22 protein-coding genes are annotated in these 23,777 nt (G+C 69.6%); 11 read left to right on the top strand and 11 right to left on the bottom strand.

The genetic code is table 11. From position 1 onward, the window contains the following. Window positions 1-4 precede the first annotated feature (4 nt). Complete coding sequence (gene tkt, locus HCA44_RS00260) at window positions 5-2,113, bottom strand: transketolase (protein ID WP_169646544.1); 2,109 nt, start codon at window positions 2,111-2,113, stop codon at window positions 5-7. Window positions 2,114-2,355: 242 nt separating this feature from the next. Between tkt and HCA44_RS00255 the strand changes: the two genes are divergently transcribed. Then, window positions 2,356-3,339 carry a heme o synthase gene (locus HCA44_RS00255; RefSeq protein ID WP_169646543.1) on the top strand — a complete coding sequence of 328 codons (984 nt, stop codon included), beginning with the start codon at window positions 2,356-2,358 and terminating at the stop codon, window positions 3,337-3,339. Between the two features lie 13 nt (window positions 3,340-3,352). On the opposite strand, the gene HCA44_RS00250 is transcribed toward HCA44_RS00255, so the two are convergent. Continuing rightward, on the bottom strand, window positions 3,353-4,318 hold the full coding sequence (locus tag HCA44_RS00250) for a quinone oxidoreductase (protein ID WP_169646542.1): 966 nt from the start codon (window positions 4,316-4,318) through the stop codon (window positions 3,353-3,355). An 80-nt stretch (window positions 4,319-4,398) separates the two neighbouring features. Here HCA44_RS00250 and HCA44_RS00245 point away from each other — a divergent pair, with 80 nt between their 5' ends. Beyond that, the gene (locus HCA44_RS00245; RefSeq protein WP_169646541.1) at window positions 4,399-4,749 is read left to right on the top strand and encodes a hypothetical protein; all 351 of its coding nucleotides are present in this window, start codon (window positions 4,399-4,401) and stop codon (window positions 4,747-4,749) included. A gap of 88 nt (window positions 4,750-4,837) precedes the next feature. Here HCA44_RS00245 and HCA44_RS00240 read toward each other — a convergent pair whose 3' ends face one another. The 6 genes from HCA44_RS00240 to mptB all read right to left on the bottom strand — a co-directional run bounded on the left by HCA44_RS00240 (window position 4,838) and on the right by mptB (window position 11,342). Continuing rightward, on the bottom strand, window positions 4,838-5,803 hold the full coding sequence (locus HCA44_RS00240; protein WP_169646540.1) for a heme A synthase: 966 nt from the start codon (window positions 5,801-5,803) through the stop codon (window positions 4,838-4,840). A 76-nt stretch (window positions 5,804-5,879) separates the two neighbouring features. Then, complete coding sequence (locus HCA44_RS00235; RefSeq protein ID WP_169646539.1) at window positions 5,880-6,323, bottom strand: flavodoxin domain-containing protein; 444 nt, start codon at window positions 6,321-6,323, stop codon at window positions 5,880-5,882. 61 nt (window positions 6,324-6,384) lie between these two features. Beyond that, complete coding sequence (locus HCA44_RS00230; RefSeq protein WP_169646538.1) at window positions 6,385-7,530, bottom strand: FAD-binding protein; 1,146 nt, start codon at window positions 7,528-7,530, stop codon at window positions 6,385-6,387. 283 nt (window positions 7,531-7,813) lie between these two features. Further along, window positions 7,814-8,614 carry an ABC transporter permease gene (locus HCA44_RS00225; protein WP_169646537.1) on the bottom strand — a complete coding sequence of 267 codons (801 nt, stop codon included), beginning with the start codon at window positions 8,612-8,614 and terminating at the stop codon, window positions 7,814-7,816. Next, window positions 8,611-9,555, bottom strand: coding sequence for an ABC transporter ATP-binding protein (locus HCA44_RS00220; RefSeq protein ID WP_169646536.1), 945 nt, complete (start codon window positions 9,553-9,555; stop codon window positions 8,611-8,613). The genes HCA44_RS00225 and HCA44_RS00220 overlap by 4 nt, the downstream gene beginning before the upstream one ends. Continuing rightward, complete coding sequence (gene mptB, locus HCA44_RS00215; RefSeq protein ID WP_346764498.1) at window positions 9,552-11,342, bottom strand: polyprenol phosphomannose-dependent alpha 1,6 mannosyltransferase MptB; 1,791 nt, start codon at window positions 11,340-11,342, stop codon at window positions 9,552-9,554. Before mptB ends, HCA44_RS00220 begins: the two co-directional genes overlap by 4 nt. A 172-nt stretch (window positions 11,343-11,514) precedes the next feature. Here mptB and HCA44_RS00210 point away from each other — a divergent pair, with 172 nt between their 5' ends. From HCA44_RS00210 to HCA44_RS00180, 7 genes are all read left to right on the top strand, one after another. Beyond that, a complete protein-coding gene (locus HCA44_RS00210) occupies window positions 11,515-12,261 on the top strand; it encodes a metalloregulator ArsR/SmtB family transcription factor (protein ID WP_169646535.1) in 747 nt (248 codons plus the stop codon). Window positions 12,262-12,367: 106 nt separating this feature from the next. Then, the gene (gene sufB / locus HCA44_RS00205) at window positions 12,368-13,816 is read left to right on the top strand and encodes a Fe-S cluster assembly protein SufB (protein ID WP_169646534.1); all 1,449 of its coding nucleotides are present in this window, start codon (window positions 12,368-12,370) and stop codon (window positions 13,814-13,816) included. Window positions 13,817-13,840: 24 nt separating this feature from the next. Beyond that, window positions 13,841-15,034 carry a Fe-S cluster assembly protein SufD gene (gene sufD / locus HCA44_RS00200; RefSeq protein ID WP_169646533.1) on the top strand — a complete coding sequence of 398 codons (1,194 nt, stop codon included), beginning with the start codon at window positions 13,841-13,843 and terminating at the stop codon, window positions 15,032-15,034. 45 nt (window positions 15,035-15,079) lie between these two features. Continuing rightward, window positions 15,080-15,874, top strand: coding sequence for a Fe-S cluster assembly ATPase SufC (sufC, locus tag HCA44_RS00195; protein ID WP_169646532.1), 795 nt, complete (start codon window positions 15,080-15,082; stop codon window positions 15,872-15,874). A gap of 17 nt (window positions 15,875-15,891) precedes the next feature. After that, window positions 15,892-17,160: a cysteine desulfurase gene (locus HCA44_RS00190; RefSeq protein ID WP_169646531.1), complete on the top strand. Its 1,269-nt coding sequence runs from the start codon at window positions 15,892-15,894 to the stop codon at window positions 17,158-17,160. Window positions 17,161-17,167: 7 nt separating this feature from the next. After that, entirely contained in the window at window positions 17,168-17,677 is a 510-nt protein-coding gene (sufU, locus tag HCA44_RS00185) for a Fe-S cluster assembly sulfur transfer protein SufU (protein WP_169646530.1), read from the top strand. Further along, window positions 17,674-18,078, top strand: coding sequence for a metal-sulfur cluster assembly factor (locus tag HCA44_RS00180; protein ID WP_169646529.1), 405 nt, complete (start codon window positions 17,674-17,676; stop codon window positions 18,076-18,078). Before sufU ends, HCA44_RS00180 begins: the two co-directional genes overlap by 4 nt. A gap of 74 nt (window positions 18,079-18,152) precedes the next feature. Here the strand turns inward: HCA44_RS00180 and HCA44_RS00175 are convergent, their stop codons facing one another. Then, on the bottom strand, window positions 18,153-19,625 hold the full coding sequence (locus tag HCA44_RS00175) for an MFS transporter (RefSeq protein ID WP_169646528.1): 1,473 nt from the start codon (window positions 19,623-19,625) through the stop codon (window positions 18,153-18,155). A gap of 210 nt (window positions 19,626-19,835) precedes the next feature. Here HCA44_RS00175 and HCA44_RS00170 point away from each other — a divergent pair, with 210 nt between their 5' ends. Together HCA44_RS00170 and HCA44_RS00165 are read left to right on the top strand one after the other, a co-directional pair. Continuing rightward, window positions 19,836-20,951 (top strand): NAD(P)-dependent alcohol dehydrogenase, encoded by a 1,116-nt coding sequence (locus tag HCA44_RS00170; protein ID WP_169646527.1) that lies wholly within the window; start codon window positions 19,836-19,838, stop codon window positions 20,949-20,951. Beyond that, on the top strand, window positions 20,948-21,415 hold the full coding sequence (locus HCA44_RS00165; protein WP_169646526.1) for a DUF4334 domain-containing protein: 468 nt from the start codon (window positions 20,948-20,950) through the stop codon (window positions 21,413-21,415). The genes HCA44_RS00170 and HCA44_RS00165 overlap by 4 nt, the downstream gene beginning before the upstream one ends. A 9-nt stretch (window positions 21,416-21,424) precedes the next feature. Here the strand turns inward: HCA44_RS00165 and HCA44_RS00160 are convergent, their stop codons facing one another. Continuing rightward, window positions 21,425-22,378, bottom strand: a complete 954-nt coding sequence (locus HCA44_RS00160) for a Ku protein (protein ID WP_169646525.1) — start codon at window positions 22,376-22,378, stop codon at window positions 21,425-21,427. 94 nt (window positions 22,379-22,472) lie between these two features. Beyond that, the gene (locus tag HCA44_RS00155; RefSeq protein WP_169646524.1) at window positions 22,473-23,576 is read right to left on the bottom strand and encodes a lycopene cyclase family protein; all 1,104 of its coding nucleotides are present in this window, start codon (window positions 23,574-23,576) and stop codon (window positions 22,473-22,475) included. Window positions 23,577-23,777: the final 201 nt, after the last annotated feature.

The raw sequence follows: 23,777 nt of genomic DNA, 5'->3' as shown, positions 1-23,777 counted from the left end.
TCAGTCATCCCTTCACTCGGCCGAGCGAGCGCTGCGCGGCTTCGGTCACGGTCTCGGCGGTGATACCGAACTTGCTGAACAGGGTCTTGTAGTCGGCGGACGCGCCGAAGTGCTCGATCGACACGATCTCGCCGTTGTCGCCGACATAGCGGTACCACGGCATCGAGATGCCTGCCTCGACCGCGACGCGGGCCTTGACGGTGGGCGGCAGCACGCTGTCGCGGTACGCCTCCTCCTGTTCCTGGAACCACTCGACACACGGCATCGACACGACGCGGGTCGGGATGCCGTCGCGCTCGAGGGTGTCGCGCGCGGCCACCGCGAGCTGGACCTCGGAGCCGGTGCCGATGAGGACGACCTCGGGGACGCCGGTCGACGCCTCGGCGAGCACGTAGCCGCCGCGCGTGACGCCCTCGTAGCTCGTGCCCTCGAGCACCGGCACGTTCTGCCGCGTGAGCGCGAGCGCCGCAGGCCCACGGGTGGCCTCGTGCGCGCCGCGCTCGAGCACCGCGCGCCACGCGTGGACGGTCTCGTTGCCGTCGGCCGGACGCACGACCGACAGCCCCGGGATGCCGCGGAGCGCCGCGAGGTGCTCGATCGGCTGGTGCGTCGGGCCGTCCTCGCCGAGACCGATCGAGTCGTGCGTCCACACGTAGGTGACCGGCGTCTTCATCAGCGCCGCGAGGCGTACGGCGGGCCGCATGTAGTCGCTGAAGACGAGGAAGGTGCCGCCGTACGGACGCGTCGGTCCGTGCAGGGCGATGCCGTTGAGGATCGAGCCCATCGCGTGCTCGCGCACGCCGAAGTGCAGCGTCCGGCCGTACGGCTGTGCGCGCCACATGTCGGTCGCGATCGACTCGGGGCCGAACGAGTCGGCACCCTTGATGGTCGTGTTGTTCGATTCCGCGAGATCCGCGGAGCCGCCCCACAATTCGGGGAGCACCTGGCCCGCGGCCGCCAGGAACGCACCCGACGCCTTGCGGGTCGCGACACCGCCCGGGTCGGTCTCGTAGCTCGGCAGGCCCTCGGCCCAGCCGTCGGGCAGGCCGCGACCCGTGAGCCGGTCGAGCAGCGCCTTGTTCTCCGCGTTGCCTTCGGCCCATGCGTCGAAGCTCGACTGCCACTCGCGGTGCGCCTGCGCGCCACGGTCGAGCGCCTTGCGGGTGTGGGCGAGCACCTTGTCGTCGACCTCGAAGGTCTTCTCGGGATCGAAGCCGAGGACCTCCTTCGTCTTCGCGACCTCGTCGGCGCCCAGTGCGGCGCCGTGGGCCGCCCCGGTGTTCATCTTGTCGGGTGCGGGGAAGCCGATGATCGTGCGCAGTAGGACCAGCGACGGCTTGTCGGTGACCTCGCGCGCCGCCTGCAGCGCAGCCTCGATCGCGACGACGTCCTCGCCGCCCTCGACGACCTGCACGTGCCACCCGTACGCGGCGTAGCGCGCCGCGGTGTCCTCGGTGAGCGCGATCGTGGTGTCGTCCTCGATCGAGATCTTGTTGTCGTCGTAGATCAGCGTCAGGTTGCCGAGCTGCTGGGTGCCAGCGAGCGACGACGCCTCCGACGTGACACCCTCCTCGATGTCGCCGTCCGACGCGAGCACGTAGACGTGGTGGTCGAAGGGGCTCTCGCCCGGCGCCGCGTCGGGGTCGAACAGGCCGCGCTCGCGGCGCGCCGCCATCGCCATACCCACCGCCGACGCGAGGCCCTGACCGAGCGGGCCCGTCGTGATCTCGACACCTCGGGTGTGCCCGTGCTCGGGATGGCCCGGAGTCTTCGAGCCCCAGGTACGCAGTTCCTTCAGGTCTTCGAGCTCGAGCCCGTAACCCGCGAGGAACAACTGGATGTACAGCGTGAGGCTCGAGTGACCGCACGAGAGGACGAACCGGTCGCGGCCGATCCAGTCGGCGTCGCTCGGGTCGTGGCGCATGACCCGCTGGAACAGCGTGTAGGCGAGCGGCGCGAGGCTCATGGCCGTGCCGGGGTGCCCGTTGCCGGCCTTCTGGACGGCGTCCGCGGCGAGCACGCGCACGGTGTCGACGGCGCGGGTGTCCAGATCGGTCCAGTCGGCAGGGTGCACTGCCGTGGTGAGGTCGCGGATCTCGTCTGTGGTCGACACGAGAAGAAGTCTCCTGACATGGGTCTACGGTGAGTCGGGATGTACGAACGGGTGAGTCGGGACATACGACAGCAACGCTGTGCCTCCCTAGACTAGACCCACGGCTCGAGCCGATCCGGGGCGATTCGGGTTCCACGCGCGAGTCCGTCTACCATCGGATGTAGTAGTTCGGCAGTGACACCCCGATGGACATTGCGATGCGTCGACAGATGGTGTGAATACGCGTGGTGCGAGGAGAGAACGTGCGGACAGGGCAGACGCCGACCGGACACGGATTCGGTAGCCCGGCAGCAGCTCCGAGTACCCGTCGACCGGACACGCTCGTGGGCCGGGCCACTGCCCGGGTACTCGCGTACATCGCGCTCACCAAGCCCCGGGTCATCGAGCTCCTGCTGGTGGCGACCATCCCCGCGATGCTGCTCGCGGATCGCGGCGCGGTCGACATCGTCCTGATCCTCAGCACGCTCTTCGGCGGCTGGATGGGCGCCGCGAGCGCCAACTCGCTCAACTGCGTCGTCGACGCCGACATCGACAAGGTGATGAAGCGCACCGAGCGCCGCCCGCTCGCCCGCGACGCCGTCCCGACCCGCAATGCGTTCGTGTTCGGCGTCGTGCTCGGCGTCGCGTCGTTCGCGTGGCTGTGGTGGCGTGCCAACCTGCTCGCCGGTGTGCTCGTCGTGCTCACCATCGCGTTCTACGTACTCGTCTACACGATGGTGCTCAAGCGGCGCACGTGGCAGAACGTCATCTGGGGCGGCGCGGCCGGGTGCATGCCCGCTCTCGTCGGCTGGGCCGCGGTCACCGGCTCGCTGTCGTGGGAACCCGTCGTACTGTTCCTCGTCGTGTTCTTCTGGACGCCGCCGCACACCTGGGCGCTCGCGATGCGCTACAAGGACGACTACCAGGCGGCGGGTGTGCCGATGCTCCCCGTCATCGCCACCGAAGAGCACGTCACGAAGCAGATCCTGCTGTACACGTGGGCCACGGTCGTCACGACGCTCGTCCTCGTGCCCGCCGCGGGCCTCGTCTATGCCGCCGTCGCGCTGGTCGCGGGCGTGTGGTTCCTGGTGATGGCGCACCAGCTGTACCGCAGCGTGCGGGGCGGCGGGTCGGTCAAGCCGCTCCGGCTGTTCCTGCAGTCGAACAACTACCTCGCGATCGTGTTCGTCGGCCTGTCGATCGACTCGGTCCTCGGTCTGCAGACGGTGTCGCAGCTCCTCGGCTGACGACCCTTCCGCATCAGGGGATCAACACGATCGATCCCGTGGTGGCGCGTGCCTCGAGATCGCGGTGCGCGCGGGCCGCGTCCGCGAGCGGATAACGCGCCCCCACCCGCAGCGACAGCTCGCCCGATGCGAGCGCAGACAGCACGTCGCCCGCGCGCCACTCGAGTTCCGCGCGATCGCGCACATGATGCGCGAGCGTCGGCCGGGTGAGGAACAACGATCCGGCCGGATTGAGCCGCTGCGGATCGAAGGGCGGAACGGGCCCGCTCGAGGCGCCGAACAGCGCGAGAGTGCCCCGCACCCGCAGCGACGCGAGGCTCGCCTCGAAGGTGTCCTTGCCGACGCCGTCGTACACGGCTGCGGCACCTTCGCCGCCGGTCACCTCGCGCACGCGGGCCGCGAGGTCGTCGTCGTAGCGCAGGACGACGTCCGCGCCGGCGCCGCGCGACAGTTCCTCCTTCGCGTCGGTCGACACCGTCGTCACGACGCGCGCCCCGAGCCTCTTCGCCATCTGCGTCAGCAGCAGTCCCACACCGCCGGCACCCGCATGCACGACGACGGTGTCGCCGGGCTGCACCGGGTACGTCGAGTGCGCGAGATAGTGCGCGGTCATGCCCTGCAGCAGCGCCGATGCCGCCTGGTCCGCGGGCACGTCGCCGGGCACCCGGACCGCGACGCGGGCCGGTACCGAGACGAGCTCGGCATAGCTGCCGGGCGCCGCGCACCACGCGACGCGATCGCCGACCGCGACATCGGTCACGTCCGCGCCGACGACCTCGACGACACCGGTGGCCTCGTCGCCCGGAACATACGGCAGGGCGCGCTCGTACTGTCCGGTGCGGAAGTACGTGTCGATGTAGTTGACGCCGATCGCCTCGGTGCGCACGAGCAGGTCGGCGGCCCCGATCTGCGGATCGGGTAGCTCGGTGGGCTGCAGAACATCCGGACCGCCGTGCCGGGACACCTCGAGTGCGCGCATGCAGAGTGTTCTAACACGGCGGCCGATCCGACCCGCGCCCCGCGGCCGACACGCCCCCGCGGCACAGTATTCTTCGAGTCATGAGCACCGACACCGCACAGCCCACTGCCACGGCACCCGAGCGCGTCGTGAAGGCCGTCGACGAGTTCGTGTCCACGCACGGCGGTTCCGCGAACGCGGTACTCCAGCCGGTCGCCGTCGGGCGCGTGCGCATCACGCTCGTGGGTCAGGACGGGGTCCTCGGCGACCAGGTGGTCCGGGACCTGCCCACTGCGCGCGCCGTCGTCGACGCTGCGGCGAATGTCACACTCGCCGAGGGCTGGGGGCGTGAGCTCACGAGCGTCGTGACGCCCGCGCCCGGCCATTGGAAGAAGATGGCGGGTTGGGTCGCACACCAGACACGATTCCCCAAGGCGCGCAACGAGCGCTGAGCGCAGCGCGACGAACCGGTAGGGACAGACGAGGGCCCGGTCGCCGACCGGGCCCTCGTCGTGTCCGGCTACAGAAGGGGAGGGCGCGTCACGCGCCGACCGGCACCGAATGCGGTACCCGCTCGCGGGTGCGCCCCGCGGCCCACAATGCCGCGGTGGCGGCGGTGCACGCGCCTGCGCCCGCGACGTGGACCGCCACGAGCGCGGCGGGCACGTCCGTGAAGTACTGCACGATGCCGACACAGGCCTGGGCGCACACGAGTGCGACGACCGCGACGAAACGCTTGCGCACCGCGACCGTCATGCCGACCGCCGCGAGCCCGAAACCGAGGCCCACGAGCAGCGCGAGATATGCGACGAGGGTTTCGGCGTGCAGGTGCACGAGCGTGACGATCTCGATCTCGAGGCGCGGCACCGGCTTGTCGATGCTCTTGTCGCCCGCGTGCGGACCCGCGCCGGTGACCATCGTCCCCGCGACCAGCGTCGCGGCCAGGGCGACCCCGGACAGCGCTGTGAGCATCCGCAGTGGAGTCGGGACGGACTGCACGGTCTCGGCGGCCTCGTCCGGCTCGGAAACCTTCGCGAACAGCAGCGTCGCCACCCACACCATGAGCATCGACGCCAGCAGGTGCACGGCGACTGTCCACCATACGAGGCCGGTGAGCACCGTGACACCGCCGATCACGGCCTGCAGCACGGTGCCTGCGGGCATGAGCCATGCGTACACGAGCACTTCCTTGCGGCGCCGCGCACGCGTCACCGCGAGCACGATCGCGGCCGCGGCCAGCACGACGACGAACGTGAGCAGGCGGTTGCCGAACTCGACGACCTGGTGCAGCACGGCGACCTCGCCGTGACCGACCGGCACGAAGCTGCCGGGAAAGCACTGAGGCCACGTGGGGCAACCGAGCCCGGACGCGGTGACGCGCACCACCGCCCCGGTGACGGCGATACCGCCCTGCGTGAGGATGACCACGAACGCAAGGATTCGTTGGACCCGCAGAGACGGAAGGGGGAGTCGGTCGACCAGGCTCACGAAGCCGCGATACAGCACATCACGATGGTACGGGGCACCCAACTACAGGCTGTAGTTGGGTGCCCCGCGAAAGTAGCCGGAACGGGTGATCGGGTCAGGACAGGAACTCGGCCGCGATCGTGCGGACCCACTCCTCGGCCTGCGCCTTCGGCTTGACGTCGCCCGAGCTGTCGTGGCGTGCGTGCTCGCCGACCTGTTCGGCGCCGAGCGAGGTGAGCTTGCCTGCCATGATCTCGCCGCCGCGGTTGAACGTGTCGTACACGCTGTCGCCGAGACCGAACAGCGCGAACTGCACGCCGCTCAGGTCCGGTTCGTCGTCTTCGAGCGCCTCGAAGAACGGTTCGGCACCGGTCGGCAGCTCACCGTCGCCGTACGTCGAGCACACCACGATGTGGAAATCGCTGGTCTCCATGTCGCCCGGGTCGTACTCCATCATGTCGTAGAGCGACACGTCCTGGTCCGACAGGACGTCGACCATGTGCTCGGCCACCTGCTCGGCGGTACCGGCTTCGCTGCCGTAGAGGATCACCACTGCCATTGTGTTCTCGTTCTCCTGGATCGCTGGGTTCGTCGAATCGGACGGGTCGGGGTGTGACGGCTCAGTACACGTCGCGGGCGTAGCGCTTGGTCGACCGCAGCTCGGCGACGACCTCGGTGGCGTCGTCGGGGGAGAGCCCGCGGTGTTCGGCGAGTGCGTGGCGCAGCGCGGCGTCGACTGCGGCGCCCATCGCGATCGACCCGCACACGTACATGTGCGCGCCGCGGTCGATCCATTGCGCGAGATCGTGCCCGTGTGCGCGCAGGACGTGCTGGACGTACGTCTTCTCGTTGCCGGAGCCGTCGCGGGAGAACGCGGTGTCGAGGCGGTCCACCGTGCCGTCGCGGAGGAACTCGTCGAGTTCGTCGCGATACAGGAAGTCGTGCTCGCGATGACGCTCGCCGAACACGAGCCACGCCGCACCCGACGCGCCCTGCGCGCGGCGGTGCTGCAGGAACGCGCGGAAGGGCGCGATGCCGGTACCTGCACCGATCATGACGATCGGCACGTCGGGCTCGGGCAGGCGGAACGACTTGTTCTTCACGAGGAACACACCCGCGGCGCCGTCGTTGCCGACCCGGTCGGCGAGATACGCCGAACACGCGCCGCTGCGCATGCGGGTGTCACGGCGACGCACGGTGGTCGCGGTGAGGTGGATGCGGCCCGGGTGCACGAGCGGGCTGGACGCGATCGAGTACGTGCGGTGCTTGAGTGGGGTGAGCGCAGCGACCGCGGCGGCGGGGTCCACCGGACCGTCGACCGCTTCGAGTACATCGAGGACGTCCCGCCCCCACGCCCACGACGCGAAATCGGGGGACCGGACGAGCTCGCGGAATGTGCCGTCGCAGGGAAGGCTCGCCGCGAACTCCGCAAAGTCGGCGGTCGCGGTGTGCAATTCGACACTGTGGGTGAGCAGATCGGCCAGCGGACGTTCGAATCCGTCGAGCACGCTGTCGGGCGCGACGCCGAGGCGGTCGAGTACGGCGTCGACGAGCGCCGGATGGTTGACCGGATGCACACCGAGACCGTCGCCCGGGTCGTACTCGATACCGCTGTCGCCGAGGTCGAGTGCGTAGTGCCGCACTTCCTTCGTCGAACCCTCGCCATTGAGGATGCGGTTGTCCACGAGCCGTGCACGGTACGGATTCTTCCGGTTCCACGGCGTCCGTGCGGTGCGCGGGCCGCGGGCGGTCGTACTCGCGTTCACTCGCTCGCATCCTCCTGTCGGTGTCGGACGATCGGTGTCGGGCTGTCGGCGTGACGACTGGGTGCCGGCCCGCTGTGCGCGCACGCCCGGCGTGGTGGTCCCGCCGTGGTGGTGCGATGCCGCGCGGGCGGCCGTGGACGTCGGGTCCGAGGGCGCCGTGCACACGCGAAACAGGGACCTTAGCGGGGCCTTACTCTGCGGTGCAACACGCTCGGCGCCGATCGGTGACGTCGAACAATGCCGCGATGCCGACAGCACCCGCTCCTGTGAACCCGGACAAGTCTCAGGTGAACCGGAACAGGCGCGACGCGAGGATCCCCGCGACGAGCGCCCATGCCGCGAGCACGACCATGCTCAGGGCGTCGATCGACCCGGCGAGTGCGGAGTCCAACGCATGCGCGAGCGCTCCCGACGGGATCAGGCGCGCTGCGGTCGTCCACCCGGTCGCGACGTCGCCGCGCATGAACAGCACGCTGCCGATCGCCGTCATCACGAACCACAGGATGTTCGCGAGCGCGAGCACGATCTCCGCGCGGAGGGTGCCGCCGAGCAGCAGGCCCATCGCCGCGAACGTGACGGTCCCGAGCGCGAGGACGACGGCGCCGAGTGCGAGTCCGGTGAGTTCGGGCCGCCACCCCAGTGCGAATCCGATCGCACCGAGCAACAGCGACTGCATCGCGACGACGATCACCACGGCGGCGCTTTTGCCCGCGATGATGCCCCAGCGTGGCAGCGGCGTCGCGCCGAGCCGCTTGAGCGCGCCGTACCGGCGGTCGAAGCCGACGGCGATTGCCTGACCGGTGAACGCCGTGGACATCACCGCGACCATCATCACGGCGGGCAGCACGGTGTCGACGCGCGTGTCGCCGAGATCGCCGAGCGGGATCTTGGTCAGGCCGATGAGCAGCGTGATCGGAATGAACAGCGTGAGCAGCAGCTGTTCGCCGTTGCGCAACAGCAGGGTCAGCTCGAGCCGCGTCTGTGCGCGCAACATCGACAACGCGGGCGCGGGCTGCGGTCGCGGCGCGAACGTGCCGGGAGCGAACCGGTTCGCAGGCCCGTCGACATGGGTGTTCATGGTCATCCCCTCAAGTCCCTGCCGGTCAGTTCGAGGAACACGTCCTGGAGGCTGCGCTGGTCCACCTGGATGTCCCGCACGAGTGTGTCCTGATCGGCGGCCCACGTCGCGACGGTGGTGACGGTCGCCGGCGCGATCGCGCCCTCGACGAGATAACGGCCCGGCGTGCTCTCACGCACCGCGAACCCCGAGGGGAGAGCAGCGCGCAGCGCGGCGACGTCGAGCCCGGGTGCCGCGTCGACGTGCAATTGCCCCTCCGCACCGCGACGGGTCACCTCACGTGGTGTGCCTGCCGCAACCACCGTGCCGTGGTCGATGATGACCAGCTGGTCGGCGAGTTCCTCGGCTTCGTCCATCAGGTGCGTGGTGAGCAGGACGGACACCCCGTCGCGGCGCAGCGCGTCGATCAGCTCCCACACGAGCAGCCGGGCCTGCGCGTCGAGGCCCGCGGTCGGTTCGTCGAGGAACACCAGTTCGGGCCTGCCGACGAGTGCGCATGCCAGCGACAACCGCTGCTGCTGACCGCCCGACAGGCGGCGGTAGGGCGTGCGCCGCGCCTCCTCGAGGCCCAGCGATCGCAGCAGCCACGCCGGGTCGAGCGGGTCGGCGCTGTACGACGCGACGAGGTCGAGCATCTCGCCCGCCTTCGATCCGGGATACGCGCCGCCGCCCTGGAGCATGACGCCGATGCGGGGCCGTAGGGCGGCCGACTCACGGATCGGGTCGAGGCCGAGTACGCGGACCTGGCCCGCGTCGGGTGCGAGGAAGCCCTCGCACATTTCCACGGTGGTGGTCTTGCCTGCGCCGTTGGGGCCGAGAAGTGCGAGTACCTGGGCGCGTTCGACGGTGAGATCGAGACCGTCGACGGCGGCGACCCCGTCGAACAGTTTCCGCACCCCGGTGAGTGCGACCGCGGGTGGGGCAGAACCGGGAGATCGGGAGGTCACGGGGATTCAGCGTAAGCCCCGGACGACGACGCTCCGCCGGGTGCCCCGGCTTTGCCCGCTCCGGACGAGCCGGGAGGGTCGTCGCCGTCACTCGCGGTCATGCGCCACGGCAGCCGGTTGCGGGTCAGGACGATCAGGATGCCCACCGTGAAAACCGTCGCGATCGCGGCCTGCACGATGACGAACGGCTGGTATTCGCCGCCGTTCGGCATCAGGATCACGCTCACGATCGACGAGAACGCGACCGCCGGGATACGGAACGCGGGCCCGGTGGCCCACGCTGCGAGGGGGAGCACCGCCCAGAGCAGGTACCACGGCTGTACCACGGGGAACAGCAGCACGATCGCGCCGAGCGACACGCCGAGTGCGCCGACCGCGTGGATGCGTCCGACGAGGACGGCGACGAGCATGCGCACCGTGACGTATGCCGCCACGAGCGAGGCGATCGGACGGGTCAGGGACAGGACGGCGGTCGTGTGATCGCCGAGGCCGAGCAGCACGCCGCCGAGCCCGGTGCCGAGTCCGAGGAGGGTCGGAATCGACATCCAGCTGCGCACGGCGTTCGCAGTGCCGAGCGTGTGGATCCAGCCGATGCCGAGCCCGGACGCGACGCTCACACCGACGGTGACCACCACCGTGACGGCGCCGAGCAGCAGTGCCGACTGGATCACCGATCGCACGCTCGGCCCCCAGCGTCTGGCGAGTGCCATGCCGACGAAGCCGAGTGCCGCGAGCGACGGGATCTTGATCGTCGAGGACAGTGCGACCAGCGCGACTCCCGACAGCAGCAACAGCAGGGAGGTGCCCCGTAGCGGCGCGTTCCTTTCGATCGCCCGCAACGCGAGTTCGACTCCCGCGAGCATGAGGCCCAGCATGAGGGCTTCGTTGTGGATGCCCGCGACGAGATGGAACAGCACGAGGGGGTTCGCGGCGCCGAGCCACAGTGCACTCACGGCGGACACACCGCATCGACGGGCGAGCCGGGGCAGCGCCCACACGATCATCGCGACGCCCGCGAGTGCGAGCACGCGGTGCAGCAGGATCCCGGCGACGATGTTCTCACCGGTGAGCCAGGTGATGCCCTTGCCCATCCACAGGAACAGTGGGCCGTACGGCGCCGGGGTGTCGCGCCAGATGTTCGGGACGGTGCGGGTGAGTACGTGGTCGACGCCGAGCGCACCCGCCGGCCCGATCTCGTAGGGATCGAGGCCGCGTGCCGCGATTTCGCTCTGTGCGAGGTAGGAGTACACGTCCTTGCTGAACATCGGCGGCGCGACCGACAGCGGCAGGATCCACAGCAGCAGCGTGCGATCGAGCTGCGAGCGACTGAGCCGGCGTCGCACCGAATCGGCGTGCACCCCACCGATCGTGAATCGGCCGAGCAGGAGCCACGCGCACACCACCATGACGGTGCCGCACATCGTGAGAGCCAGCGCCGCGCTCGGGATGCGGCTCGGCAGGCCGAGCAGGCGCAGGCCCTGTACCGGGTTCTGCAGCACGGGCTGGGCGCCCGCACCGAGCGCGCCCAGCGCCATGAGCACCGCGCCCGTCGCACCGAACCGGCGGATACCCGCGAGTTGGCGCACCTCGGTCTCGTCGAGCCCGGGCGCGGTCTTCTCGTGGCTCTCCATACCGCCCGCGTGCAGCGTGTCGGTGACCCGGTGGGCGGCGGGGGTGTCGTCGAGGCCCAGCGCACGACGGCCGCCGCGCCGGGCGGTGTCGACGAGCCGGGCGCGGAGCGGGCGGGCGGCGGCGGTTTCGTCCGCGGCGTCGGTCGGCGTCGGCACATGCAAAGGGTAGCGGCGACGCACCACCGCCCCGGTGCGCGCCCACCAACCCGTCCCGGTGAGCGCCCACCGCTCCGCTCCCGTGCGCGCGCGCCGTGGCCCCGCGTTGTCGCAGGTGTAAGGCAGGTAACCCTTAGTAGACCGAGCCGCGTAATTACGTCACACTGGTGTTGTGAAAACGGACGACGCTGCACACGTGGACGGGGCCGCCGGGCCCGTCGCGGGCGACGCGCGTCCCGGTACGGCAGGCGCCGAGCGCTCGGGATCCACGCACGACGGCGACACGCGCGCCGCGGTCGTCGAGCTCCTGCTGCAGGAAGGCCCCGTCACGGCGGGCGAGATCGGTGCGCGCCTCGGACTCAGCGCGGCGGGGGTACGTCGCCACCTCGACGCGCTGCTCGACGCGGGCGAAGCGCGGGAGGTCACGAGCCGGACGCGGCGTCGTGGCCGCGGTCGACCCGCCAAGCATTTCCAGATCACCGCGCAGGGCCGCAGGCGACTCGGCCACGCGTACGACGACCTCGCCGGCGCGGCGCTGCGTCAGTTGCGCGAGGTCGGCGGAGACGCCGCGATCGAGGAGTTCGCGCGCAGGCGCGTGCAGTCGATCGTGTCGTCGGTCCCTCGTGCACGCGCCGACGCGTCCGACGTCGCCGACAAGGCGGAGGCGGTCGCGACCGCGTTCAACGACGCGGGCTTCGCCGCGTCCACACGGCCGGTCGGGCACGGTGTGCAGATCTGCCAGCACCACTGCCCGGTCTCGCACGTCGCCGAGGAGTTCCCCGAGTTGTGCGAAGCCGAGCGTGCTGCGCTCACCGAGATCCTCGGCACCCACGTGCAACAGCTCGCGACCATCGCGAACGGCGACGTCGCGTGCACCACCCACGTCCCGCTCGCCGTCCACCCGCCGCCGCCACGATGAGGGCCTGCAGGTCCGCGTCACGGAACAAACACCACCCCGACAACGTTGTCCTCTACCGGCGACCAGCCCTCGCCGGACTCGTACCACGCCTCCGGAAGGAGCCCGCATGACCGTCACATCAGACCAGGTGACACCCCCGAACGAGCCGTTGACGCAGGAAGAGACGATCGCGTCGCTCGGGCACTACGGCTACGGCTGGGCCGATTCCGACGCGGCGGGCGCCGCGGCGCAGCGTGGTCTGTCGGAAGCGGTCGTCCGGGACATCTCGACGAAGAAGAACGAGCCCGAGTGGATGCTCGAGAGTCGGCTGCGCGCGCTGCGCACCTTCGACAAGAAGCCGATGCCGAGCTGGGGCAGCAACCTCGAGGGCATCGACTTCGACAACATCAAGTACTTCGTGCGGTCGACCGAGAAGCAGGCGCAGTCCTGGGAAGAGCTGCCCGAGGACATCAAGAACACGTACGACAAGCTCGGTATCCCGGAGGCGGAGAAGCAGCGCCTCGTCGCGGGTGTCGCGGCACAGTACGAGTCCGAGGTGGTCTACCACCAGATCCGCGAGGACCTGGAGAGTCAGGGCGTCCTCTTCCTCGACACCGACTCCGGGCTGCGTGAGCATCCCGAACTGTTCCAGGAATACTTCGGCACCGTCATTCCGGCGGGAGACAACAAATTCTCCGCGCTCAACACCGCGGTGTGGTCGGGCGGCTCGTTCATCTACGTGCCGCCGGGCGTGCACGTCGACATCCCGCTGCAGGCCTACTTCCGGATCAACACCGAGAACATGGGCCAGTTCGAGCGCACGCTCATCATCGTCGACGAGGGCGCCTCGGTGCACTACGTCGAGGGCTGCACCGCGCCGATCTACAAGACCGACTCGCTGCACTCCGCGGTCGTCGAGATCATCGTGAAGAAGGGCGGTCACTGCCGCTACACCACGATCCAGAACTGGTCGAACAATGTCTACAACCTCGTCACCAAGCGCAGCAAGGTCGAGGCCGGCGGTTCGATGGAGTGGATCGACGGCAACATCGGCTCCAAGGTGACGATGAAGTACCCGGCCGTGTGGATGACCGGTGAGCACGCTCGCGGCGAGGTGCTGTCGGTGGCGTTCGCCGGTGAGGGCCAGCATCAGGACACCGGCTCCAAGATGCTGCACCTCGCGCCGCACACGTCGTCCACGATCGTGTCCAAGTCCGTTGCTCGCGGCGGCGGCCGTGCGTCCTACCGTGGTCTGGTCCAGGTCAACAAGGGCGCTCACGGCTCCAAGTCGACCGTCAAGTGCGACGCGCTGCTGGTGGACACGATCAGCCGCTCCGACACCTATCCGTACGTCGACATCCGCGAGGACGACGTGACGATGGGCCACGAGGCGACTGTCTCCAAGGTCAGCGACGACCAACTGTTCTACCTCATGAGCCGCGGTCTGACCGAGGACGAGGCGATGGCGACCGTCGTGCGCGGTTTCGTCGAGCCCATCGCGAAGGAACTCCCGATGGAATACGCCCTCGAGCTCAACCGCCTGATCGAACTGCAGATGGAAGGGGCCGTGGGCTAAGTGGCCGGCGAAGCGACGCAAGAAATGACTCGAAGCACGTCCGTGGGAGTGAAGGGCGCCGTCTCCGGCGAGAACGTCGTGCCGGCGTCGAACAAGGGCGAGGTCTTCACGTCGTTCGACGTCGACGCGTTCGAGATCCCCGGCGGCCGCGACGAGGAGTGGCGGTTCACGCCGCTGCGCCGCCTCCGCGGCCTGCACAACGGTACGGCCCCGGCCACGGGGGCCGCCACGATCGTGGCCGAGGCGCCGGACGGCGTCACGGTCGAGACGGTGGGACGCGACGACGCGCGGCTCGGCACCGGTGGTGTCCCGTCCGACCGCATCGCCGCGCAGGCGTACTCGAGCTTCGACACCGCCACCGTCGTCACGGTGCCCGCCGAGTTCGCCGGCGACGAGCGCATCCTGGTGCGGGTCACCGGGCCGGGCGAGGGGCAGACCGCCTACGGGCACATCCAGGTTCGGCTCGGGGCGTTCGCCAAGGCCGTCGTCGTACTCGACCAGGTCGGTAGCGGCACCTACGCGGAGAACGTCGAGTTCGTGCTCGGCGACTCGTCGCACCTGACGGTCGTCGCGGTGCAGGACTGGGCCGACGACACCGTGCACGTCGCACAGCATCACGTGCGTGTGGGCCGCGACGCCGTGCTGCGGCACACCGCGGTGAGCCTCGGCGGCGACCTCGTGCGGCTCACGGGCACCGTCAAGTACGACGGCCCCGGCGGCGACGCCGAACTGCTCGGCCTCTACTTCGCCGACGACGGCCAGCATCTCGAGCAGCGTCTGCTCGTCGACCACTCGCAACCGCACTGCAAGTCGAATGTCGTCTACAAGGGGGCGCTGCAAGGCGACCCGGCGTCGGACAAGCCGGACGCCCATACGGTGTGGATCGGCGACGTGCTGATCCGCGCCGAGGCCGAGGGCACCGACACCTTCGAGCTCAACCGGAATCTCGTGCTCACCGACGGCGCGCGCGCCGACTCGGTGCCGAATCTCGAGATCGAGACCGGCGAGATCGTCGGCGCGGGGCACGCGAGCGCGACCGGCCGCTTCGACGACGAGCAGCTGTTCTACCTCCGCGCCCGCGGCATCCCCGAGGACCAGGCACGGCGTCTCGTCGTGCGCGGCTTCTTCCACGAGATCATCCAGAAGATCGGCGTGCCCGACGTGCGCGAACGGCTCGAAGCGGCCGTCGAAGCGGAACTCGCCGCGGTCGGCGCCTGACCGCACGCCCGGCCCCCACTCTCCACAGCCCAGAAGGAAATCCTCATGTCCGACCAGACCCCGTCCGTTCTCGAGATCAAGGACCTGCACGTCGACGTCGCGCAGTCCGACGAGAACGCCGAACCGATCCACATCCTCAAGGGCGTGAACCTCACGGTGCGCTCCGGTGAGACGCACGCGATCATGGGCCCCAACGGGTCCGGCAAGTCGACCTTGTCGTACGCGATCGCGGGGCACCCGAAGTACGTCGTGACGTCGGGCTCGATCACCCTCGACGGCGAGAACGTGCTCGAGATGAGCGTCGACGAGCGTGCCCGCGCCGGCCTGTTCCTCGCGATGCAGTACCCGGTCGAGGTGCCGGGTGTGTCGATGTCGAACTTCCTGCGTACCGCAGCCACCGCGGTCCGCGGCGAGGCCCCGAAGCTGCGGCACTGGGTCAAGGAAGTCAAGACCGCCATGACCGAACTCGACATCGATCCCGCGTTCGGCGAGCGCAGCGTCAACGAGGGCTTCTCGGGCGGCGAGAAGAAGCGCCACGAGATCCTCCAGCTGGGCCTGCTCCAGCCGAAGATCGCGATCCTCGACGAGACCGACTCGGGCCTCGACGTCGACGCGCTGCGTGTCGTGTCGGAGGGTGTCAACAAGTACAAGGAGCGCGAGAACGGCGGAATCCTGCTGATCACGCACTACACGCGCATCCTGCGCTACATCCACCCCGAGTTCGTGCACGTGTTCGTCGACGGTCGTGTCGTCGAGTCGGGCGGCCCCGAGCTCGCCGACGAGCTCGAGGAGAACGGTTACAACCGGTTCACGCAGGCAGCAGCACAGCTCACCCGGTAACAGAAGCAGGGAGCGTAATGACGACGGTGCAGGGACTCGCACGCGGACTGGACGTCGCCGAGATCCGCAAGGATTTCCCGATCCTCTCGCGGACGGTGCGCGACGACAAACCCCTCGTGTACCTCGACTCGGGCGCGACATCGCAGCGTCCGGTGCAGGTGCTCGACGCCGAGCGCGAGTTCCTCACCACGTGCAACGCCGCCGTGCACCGCGGGGCGCATCAGCTGGCCGAGGAAGCCACCGACGCCTACGAGGGTGCGCGTGCGGCGATCGCGCGGTTCGTGGGTGCGGATGCGGACGAGCTCGTGTTCACGAAGAACGCGACCGAATCGCTCAACCTGGTCACCTACGTGCTCGGCGACGCCCGCTTCGAGCGGGCGCTCGGTCCGGGCGACGAGATCGTCGTCACCGAGCTCGAGCACCACGCGAACCTCGTGCCGTGGCAGGAGCTCGCCCGCCGCACCGGCGCGACACTGCGCTGGTACGGGGTCACCGACAGCGGCCGGATCGATCTCGACTCGCTCGAGTTGTCGGATGCGGTCAAGGTCGTCGCGTTCACGCACCAGTCGAATGTCACCGGTGCTGTCGCGCCCGTCGAGGAACTGGTGCGCCGGGCCCATGCGGTCGGTGCGCTCGTCGTGCTCGACGCGTGCCAGTCGGTGCCGCACATGCCCGTCGACTTCCACGAGCTGGGCGTCGACTACGCGGCGTTCTCGGGACACAAGATGCTCGGCCCCTCGGGCGTCGGCGTGCTCTACGGCACGCGTGACCTGCTCACCGCGATGCCCCCGTTCGTGACGGGCGGCTCGATGATCGAGACCGTCACGATGGAGGCGACGACGTACGCGCTCCCGCCGCAACGCTTCGAGGCGGGCGTGCCGATGACGTCGCAGGTGGTGGGCCTCGGCGCCGCTGTCGAGTATCTCGAGACGATCGGGATGCCCGCGGTCGCGATGCACGAGCACGAACTGACGGCTGCCGCGCTCGAGCAGCTCGGCGCGCTCGACGGGGTCCGCATCATCGGGCCGTCGACCGCCGACGCACGCGGCGGTGCGGTGTCCTTCGTGGTGGACGGCATCCACGCGCACGATCTCGGACAGATCCTCGACGACGACGGCGTCGCGATCCGCGTCGGTCATCACTGCGCGTGGCCGCTGCACCGCCGCTTCGGGGTTGCCGCCACCGCACGTGCCTCGTTCGCCGTGTACAACACGCTCGACGAGGTGACGGCGCTCGCGAACGGTATTCGCCGGGCGCAGGAATTCTTCGGCGTAGTGGAAGGCTGACACCCACGTGCGAATGGAACAGATGTACCAGGAAGTGATCCTGGACCACTACAAGCACCCGCATGCCCGCGGGCTGCGTGACCCGTACGGTGCGGAGGTGCACCACGTGAACCCGACCTGCGGGGACGAGGTCACGCTGCGCGTGCACATCGCGCCCGACGGCACGGTCACCGACGTGTCCTACGACGGGCAGGGCTGCTCGATCAGCCAGGCGTCGACGTCCGTGCTCACCGACCAGGTCATCGGGCAGAACGTCGGCGACGCGCTCGCCACCGTCGCCGCGTTCAACGAGATGGTGTCGAGCCGCGGCACCGTCGAGGGCGACGAGGACGTCCTGGGCGACGGCATCGCGTTCGCGGGCGTCGCGAAGTACCCGGCACGCGTCAAATGCGCGCTGCTCGGCTGGCTCGCATTCAAGGACGCCGTCGCGCAGGCCGTGTCCGACACCGCGGATTCGCCTGCCACCGAGGGCACCGCCGACCACAACGAACCTTCCCGGACCGGAGGACAGGCATGAGTGAGACCACATCCCAGACCGAGACGCCCGAGCAGGGCGCACCCGAGCAGACCGAGAACGCGTACCTCACCGCGGGCACCGTGCCGGACGGGCAGCGACTCGACGACCTGGAAGAGGCGATGCGCGACGTCGTCGACCCGGAACTCGGCATCAACGTCGTCGACCTCGGCCTCGTCTACAAGATCACCGAGGACGACGACATCGTGACGGTCGACATGACTCTCACGTCGGCGGCGTGCCCGCTCACCGATGTGATCGAGGACCAGTCCCGCAACGCCCTCGTGCGCAGTGGGCTCACCGACGAGCTGCGTATCAACTGGGTGTGGATGCCCCCGTGGGGCCCTGACAAGATCACCGAGGACGGCCGCGAGCAGCTGCGCGCCCTCGGCTTCACCGTGTAGCGGCACCCGCCGCCGTGTGGCCCCGGATCCGCCCGGATCCGGGGCCACACCTGTGTTCGGCAGGCGGTGTCGAGCTAGGTGGTGCGGCGCGGGATCGCGATCACGAGGGCGATCGTGACGACGGTGAGCGCCAGCACGAGCACTCCGACGGCCACGAGTCCCGAGGTCGTGCCCGCGCCGCTCGTCGCGGCGTGCGCGAGCATCATCGTCGCGACCGACGTGCCGACACCCTGGCCGACGGTCCGTACCACCGTGTTCGTTCCGGTCGCCTCGCTCGTGTTCTCCTGCGGCACGGCCTCGACGACGAGATTGGGCAACGCGGTGTAGGCGAACGCGGTGGCGATCGACCCCACCACGATCATCGCGGACATGACGGCGAGCGAGTCGTGGCCGACGAGCAGCATCACTGTGCTGACCGCGAACAGGGCACTGCCGAGCAGCATCGCCGTGCGCGCACCGGTTGCTCCCGAGATCCGACCGCTGAGCGGTGTGCACGCGAAGCCGACGAGGGCACCGAGAAACGAGATCCAGCCCGCGTGGGTGGGGGACAGGCCGAGGCCGAAACCGTCGGGATCCGACGTCTGCAGTACGAGCGGGATGATCATCGTGACGATGCCGAGCGGGCCCGCCGAGATCGCGACCGTCGCGATCATCGTGATCGCGAACTTGCGTTGCGCGAACAGCCGCAGGTTGACGATCGGGTTCGGGATGCGCAGCTCGCGCACCACGAGCAGACCGAGCGCGGCGAGTCCGCCCACCACGAGCGCGGCCACGCGTGCGTCGGTCCAGCCCCACGACTGCGCTTTGTTGACGCCGAGAAGTATTGCAGCGACCGCGGCGGCGAGGGTCACGGCACCGAGATGGTCGATACGTTCCCGGGTGTGGCCGCCCGGGCCGTCGGGCCGGGGCCGCCAGGGCAGGACGAACACGACGAGGGCGAGCGCACCGAATGCATAGATCGCGGTGACGACGAAGATCATGTGCCAGCTCGCGTGGTCGATCAGCGCGCCTGCGACGAGCAGCGACGCGGCTCCTGCCGCGACCGCGGAGCCCGACACGAGCGACACCGCGACCGGCACCCGGGACGCCGGTAGGTGTTCGCGTGCGAGCCCGATGCACAGCGGCAGGATCGCGCCCGCGGCGCCTTGGATCGTGCGCCCCGCGATGATCGCGCCGAGGCTGTCGCCGAGCGCGCTCACCAGCGACCCGATCGCTGCCGCGGCGAGCACGACGACCAGGACCCGTTCGCGCCCGTACATGTCGCCGAGCCGGCCGCACACCGCGGCCGAGGCCGCCGCGACGAGCAGGAAGGACGTCACCGCCCAGCCTGCGGTCGCGGCGTCGGTGTCGAACTCGACGATCAGGGTGGGCATCGCGGCGTACATCATCGACGTCTCGAACGCGCTGATGATCTCGACGAATACGAGCACCGTCACGACGACCCACGCGGGTCGAGTGCGCCGGTACCGGGCGGGCAACGGGGTGGACGACGCGGCCGAGTCGGGAGGACTCGGACGGAGCGCCTGGCGGTCGTGGGCATTCGACATTCCCCGAGCAGTACCGGCGCACTTTTCGCGCTCCGCCGCGCCGTCTCGCTGAGCGGGACGTGTGCGAGTCGTGTGCGGCGCGGTTTTGTGCTGCGCGACACATGCATTAACATGCGGCACATAAGTTAACGGAGATTCGCTCGGCGCATCGTGCGGATTCGCTTCGCGCGCATCCGCAGACGATTCGCACGGACCGCTGAGGAGGAGTAGGTGCTCGAGGTTCAGGGGCTGGTGGCCGAACGGCCCAACGGACCGTCGCGGCTGTCCGCCCTGCAGATCGGGCCGTTACGCGCCGACGAGGTGCTGGTGCGTATCGCGGGCGTCGGCATCTGCCACACCGACCTCACCGCACTCGCGGGCGCCGTCCCGTTCCCGTTCCCCGCGGTGCTCGGCCACGAGGGGTCCGGCGTCGTCGTCGAGGTCGGCAGCGCGGTCACGACCCTCACTCCGCGCGACCCCGTCGTGCTCACCTTCGACGCGTGCGGCGAGTGCCGCACGTGTCGCTCGGGCCGCCCTGCGTACTGCGAGGTTTTCCACGCGCTCAACCGCTCCGGCACCCGCGCCGACGGCTCGACGGCCCTGCGGGACGCGCAGGGAGCCGTACACGGCGGCTGGTTCGGCCAGTCGTCGTTCGCGTCCTACGCAGTGGCGACCGAGCGCAACGCCGTGCGGGTTCCCCACGACGTGCCGATCGAACTCGTCGGCCCGCTCGGGTGTGGCCTGCTCACCGGTGCGGGCACCGTCGTCAATGTGCTGCGCCCCGAATCCGGCTCGCACGCTGCGGTCGTCGGCTGCGGCGCGGTCGGGCTCGCGGCCGTCATGGCGTTCGCGACGGCGGGCTGCGCGCACATCGTCGCGGTCGACACCCGCGCCGACCGCCGGGCCCTGGCCGTCGAACTCGGCGCCACCGAGGCGATCGACCCGGCCGTCACGCCGATCAAGGGCGCGCTGCGCGCTGTCGGCGGTGTCGACCACGTCGTCGACACCGTGAGCACCGCCGAGGTACTCGACGCCGCGGTGCGGGGTCTGCGGGCGCCCGGCACCGTCGCGACGGTCGGCCTGCGTGGCCCGCGCAATCCCGTCACGCTCGACCAGACCCTCCTGCTGGGCGGACGCACCGTCACCGGAGTGATCGAGGGCGACGCACGGCCGCACGATCTCGTCCCCGAGCTCGTCGAACAATGGCGCGCCGGCCGGTTCCCGTTCGACAAGATGATCACGACCTTTCCCGTCGACGCTCACGCGGATGCCTTCGACGCCGCCGCCACGGGCCGCGTCGTCAAACCGGTTCTCACGTTCGACCAGACCCCGAAGGAGCACTCATGACCGCGACGCTCGACTTCCACTCCCTCACCCGCGCCACGGGTCATGTCGATCCGCGCGAACTCGACGCGGTGTGGGCCGGTCTGAAGCCGGCACACCTCGAGCAGCTCACCGGCCTGTGGAAGGGCGGCGCATTCGACACCGGCCATCGCGCGGGCGCGCTGCTCGACACCCTGCGCTGGTACGGCAAGCGGTTCGACGGCCCGCGTGACGTCGACCCTCTCGTGTGCGTCGGCGAGGACGGCCAGTTGGTATCGAATCTGGAAGCGGGCAAAGGCCGCGCCACGCTGTGGAACGTCGAGTTCCGCGGGGAGACGACCGCGACCATGGTCTACGACGGCATGCCCGTCTTCGACCACTTCAAGCGCGTCGACGACGACACGGTGATGGGCATCATGAACGGCAAGGGCATCGCGCTCGACGACGGCGAGCACTTCTACTTCTGGCTCGAACGCGTTCGTTCCTGACCGCGCGGGTCACGCGCGTTTGCGGGCCGGTGTCTTCTTGCCCCGGCCTCCGGAGGAGCCGGACCTGCCGCTCGACTTCTCTGCACTCGACTTGCCCGGGCTCGACTTGCCTGGGCTCGCCTTCTTCGCGGGGGCCTTCCGGGTACGCGTCTTGTCGCCGGTCTTGCCCTCCGACCCGGACTTGCCTGCGGCCTCGACGCTCCGTTGCAGTGCCGCCACGAGGTCGACCACCTCGGCGTCCTGCTCGGGCTCGGCCGCGTCCTCCGACGCGATCACCTTCTTGCCGCCGTTCTCGATCATCTCGTCGAGCAGCGCCCGTAGTTGCACCTGGTACTCGTCGGTGAACTCGTCGGGGTGGAAGTCGTCGGCCATGCTGTCGACGAGGGTCTCGGCCATCTTCAGCTCTTTGTCCTGCGGCTTCGCCGCACCCTCGAGCGACGGGAATGCCGCCTCGCGTACCTCGTCCGGCCACAGGAGGGTCTGGATGGTGAGGACGCCGTCGCGGGACCGCATCGCGGCGAGGCGGGTGCGCTGACGCAGTGTGAAGTGCACGAGCGCCGTGCGGTCGGTGCGTTCGAGGGTCGTCGCGAGCAGTACGTAGGCCTTGGGGGAGTTGCCGTCGGGTTCGAGGTAGTAGCTCTTCTCGAACATGATCGGGTCGATCTGCTCGGTGGGCACGAACTGCAGTACCGGGATCTCTCGGGACTCGGCTGCGGGTAGCTTCGCGAAGTCCTCGTCGGTGAGAATCACCCGCACGCCGTCGTCGGACTCGTAGGCCTTGTCGATGTCGGCGTACTGGACGGTCTCGCCGTCGATCGAACACACACGGCTGTAGCGGATCCGGCCGCCGTCCGCGGCGTGCACCTGATGGAATCGGATGTCGTGGTCCTCGGTCGCGGAGTAGACCTTGACCGGGACGTTGACGAGCCCGAACGCGATGGAACCTTTCCATATCGACCGCATGCCTCCATCATGCTGTCCCTGGCGCGAACATGTGGGACGACCGGCCGTTTCCTGCGGTACCGACGCCATGGCCGGGGAGTGGGCGGCGTAGGATTCAGCAGCCGGCGGCACGAGTCGCGACCGTCCACCTCAGGCTCGGCGACACGGCGCGGAAGACGCCTGCCATCGCGGCGACGGTTCCCCGAATGTCCGCGTGCCCCGACAGGTATGCGGCCTGGCGCGAGGCCGGGAGCTCGAAGAACGCCTCGAAGAAGTCTCGGTTCGCGTCCGCGTCGAGCGCCAGGAGGGTCCTGAGTCCGGCGCGCCGCAGTCCGTGCACCACGCGTTCTGTGCGAACCGACGGGGGAGTGCCGCCCGACGTGAGGGCGAGCGCGTAACCGTCGGCGGCTCGGAGGGCGGCCGCGAGGCTGAATCCGGAGCCCGGATGCATCATCGGGCCCCGCGCGCCGAAAGGGAGAACGCCCGATCCCCGTGCACCGCGGGATTCGACGGCGAAGGACACGCGTTCGGTCGGCTCGGTTCCGTCCGGTTCGACGCCACGCGCGGCAAGCCGCGCGCGCAACCGCGTCGCGAGTGTGGCGATCGGCAGCGGCGGACGTCCGACGAGGCACGTCTCCTCGAGCAGCGTGGCATCGCCGCCTACCGGCATCGCGTACAGGAAACTCGCCTGCTCGTCCGGGCCGGCGCCGTTGTCTTCACGCCAGTCCATGAACCACGCGTCGGCGCCGGCGAGCGCGGGGCTCGCGGTCGCAGTCGGGAGGACGAGGCCGAAGGCGGTCTGCCGGGCGGTGCCGGGGAGTGCGAGGGCGCCCCGTGCGTCGACGACGCGGCGGCCGCGCACCGACGTACCGTCCTCGAGGAGCACGCCGTCCCGCTGCACGTTGACGGCTCTACCTGCGTAGATCTGGCAGTTGCCGATATCGAGCAATGATTGCAGTCGTGCTGTATCCAATACGGTGTAGCTGCGCGCGAGCGTGTGGCGCGTGCGGGCGAAGGCGCTCGGGACGACCGTCGCCGCGCGTGCATCGGGCGGGAGCCAGTCGGGGAGTTCGTTCGTCCACGCGGCGTAGGTCGCCCGCCACACCGCGTGGGGCAGGGGATCGACCGCCGCGACGCGCGCGCCGAGTGCGCTGCACCGCGCGGCCAACGCACGCCCCGCAGGGCCGAGGCCCACGACCACCACGTCGAAGCAGCGCATGTGCCGAGGATCCCACGCCGAGAAACACGCTCCGGTCGGATCCCCCCGGATGCTCCGACCATGTCGAGTCCGGGGCGGACGGAACCGCAGGAAAAGCCGAATATCGAACCGAATGAGCCCGAGCACGCATCGATGTGAGTCCGACCTCACCGAAATGCCGGTCGTGGCGGAAAACAGCCACCGGTAGAATGGAGTGTTCGT

The organism is Rhodococcus sp. HNM0569, from assembly GCF_012726205.1.
Lineage (GTDB): Bacteria > Actinomycetota > Actinomycetes > Mycobacteriales > Mycobacteriaceae > Rhodococcus_F.
This window is presented reverse-complemented; position numbering and strand designations above follow the sequence as displayed.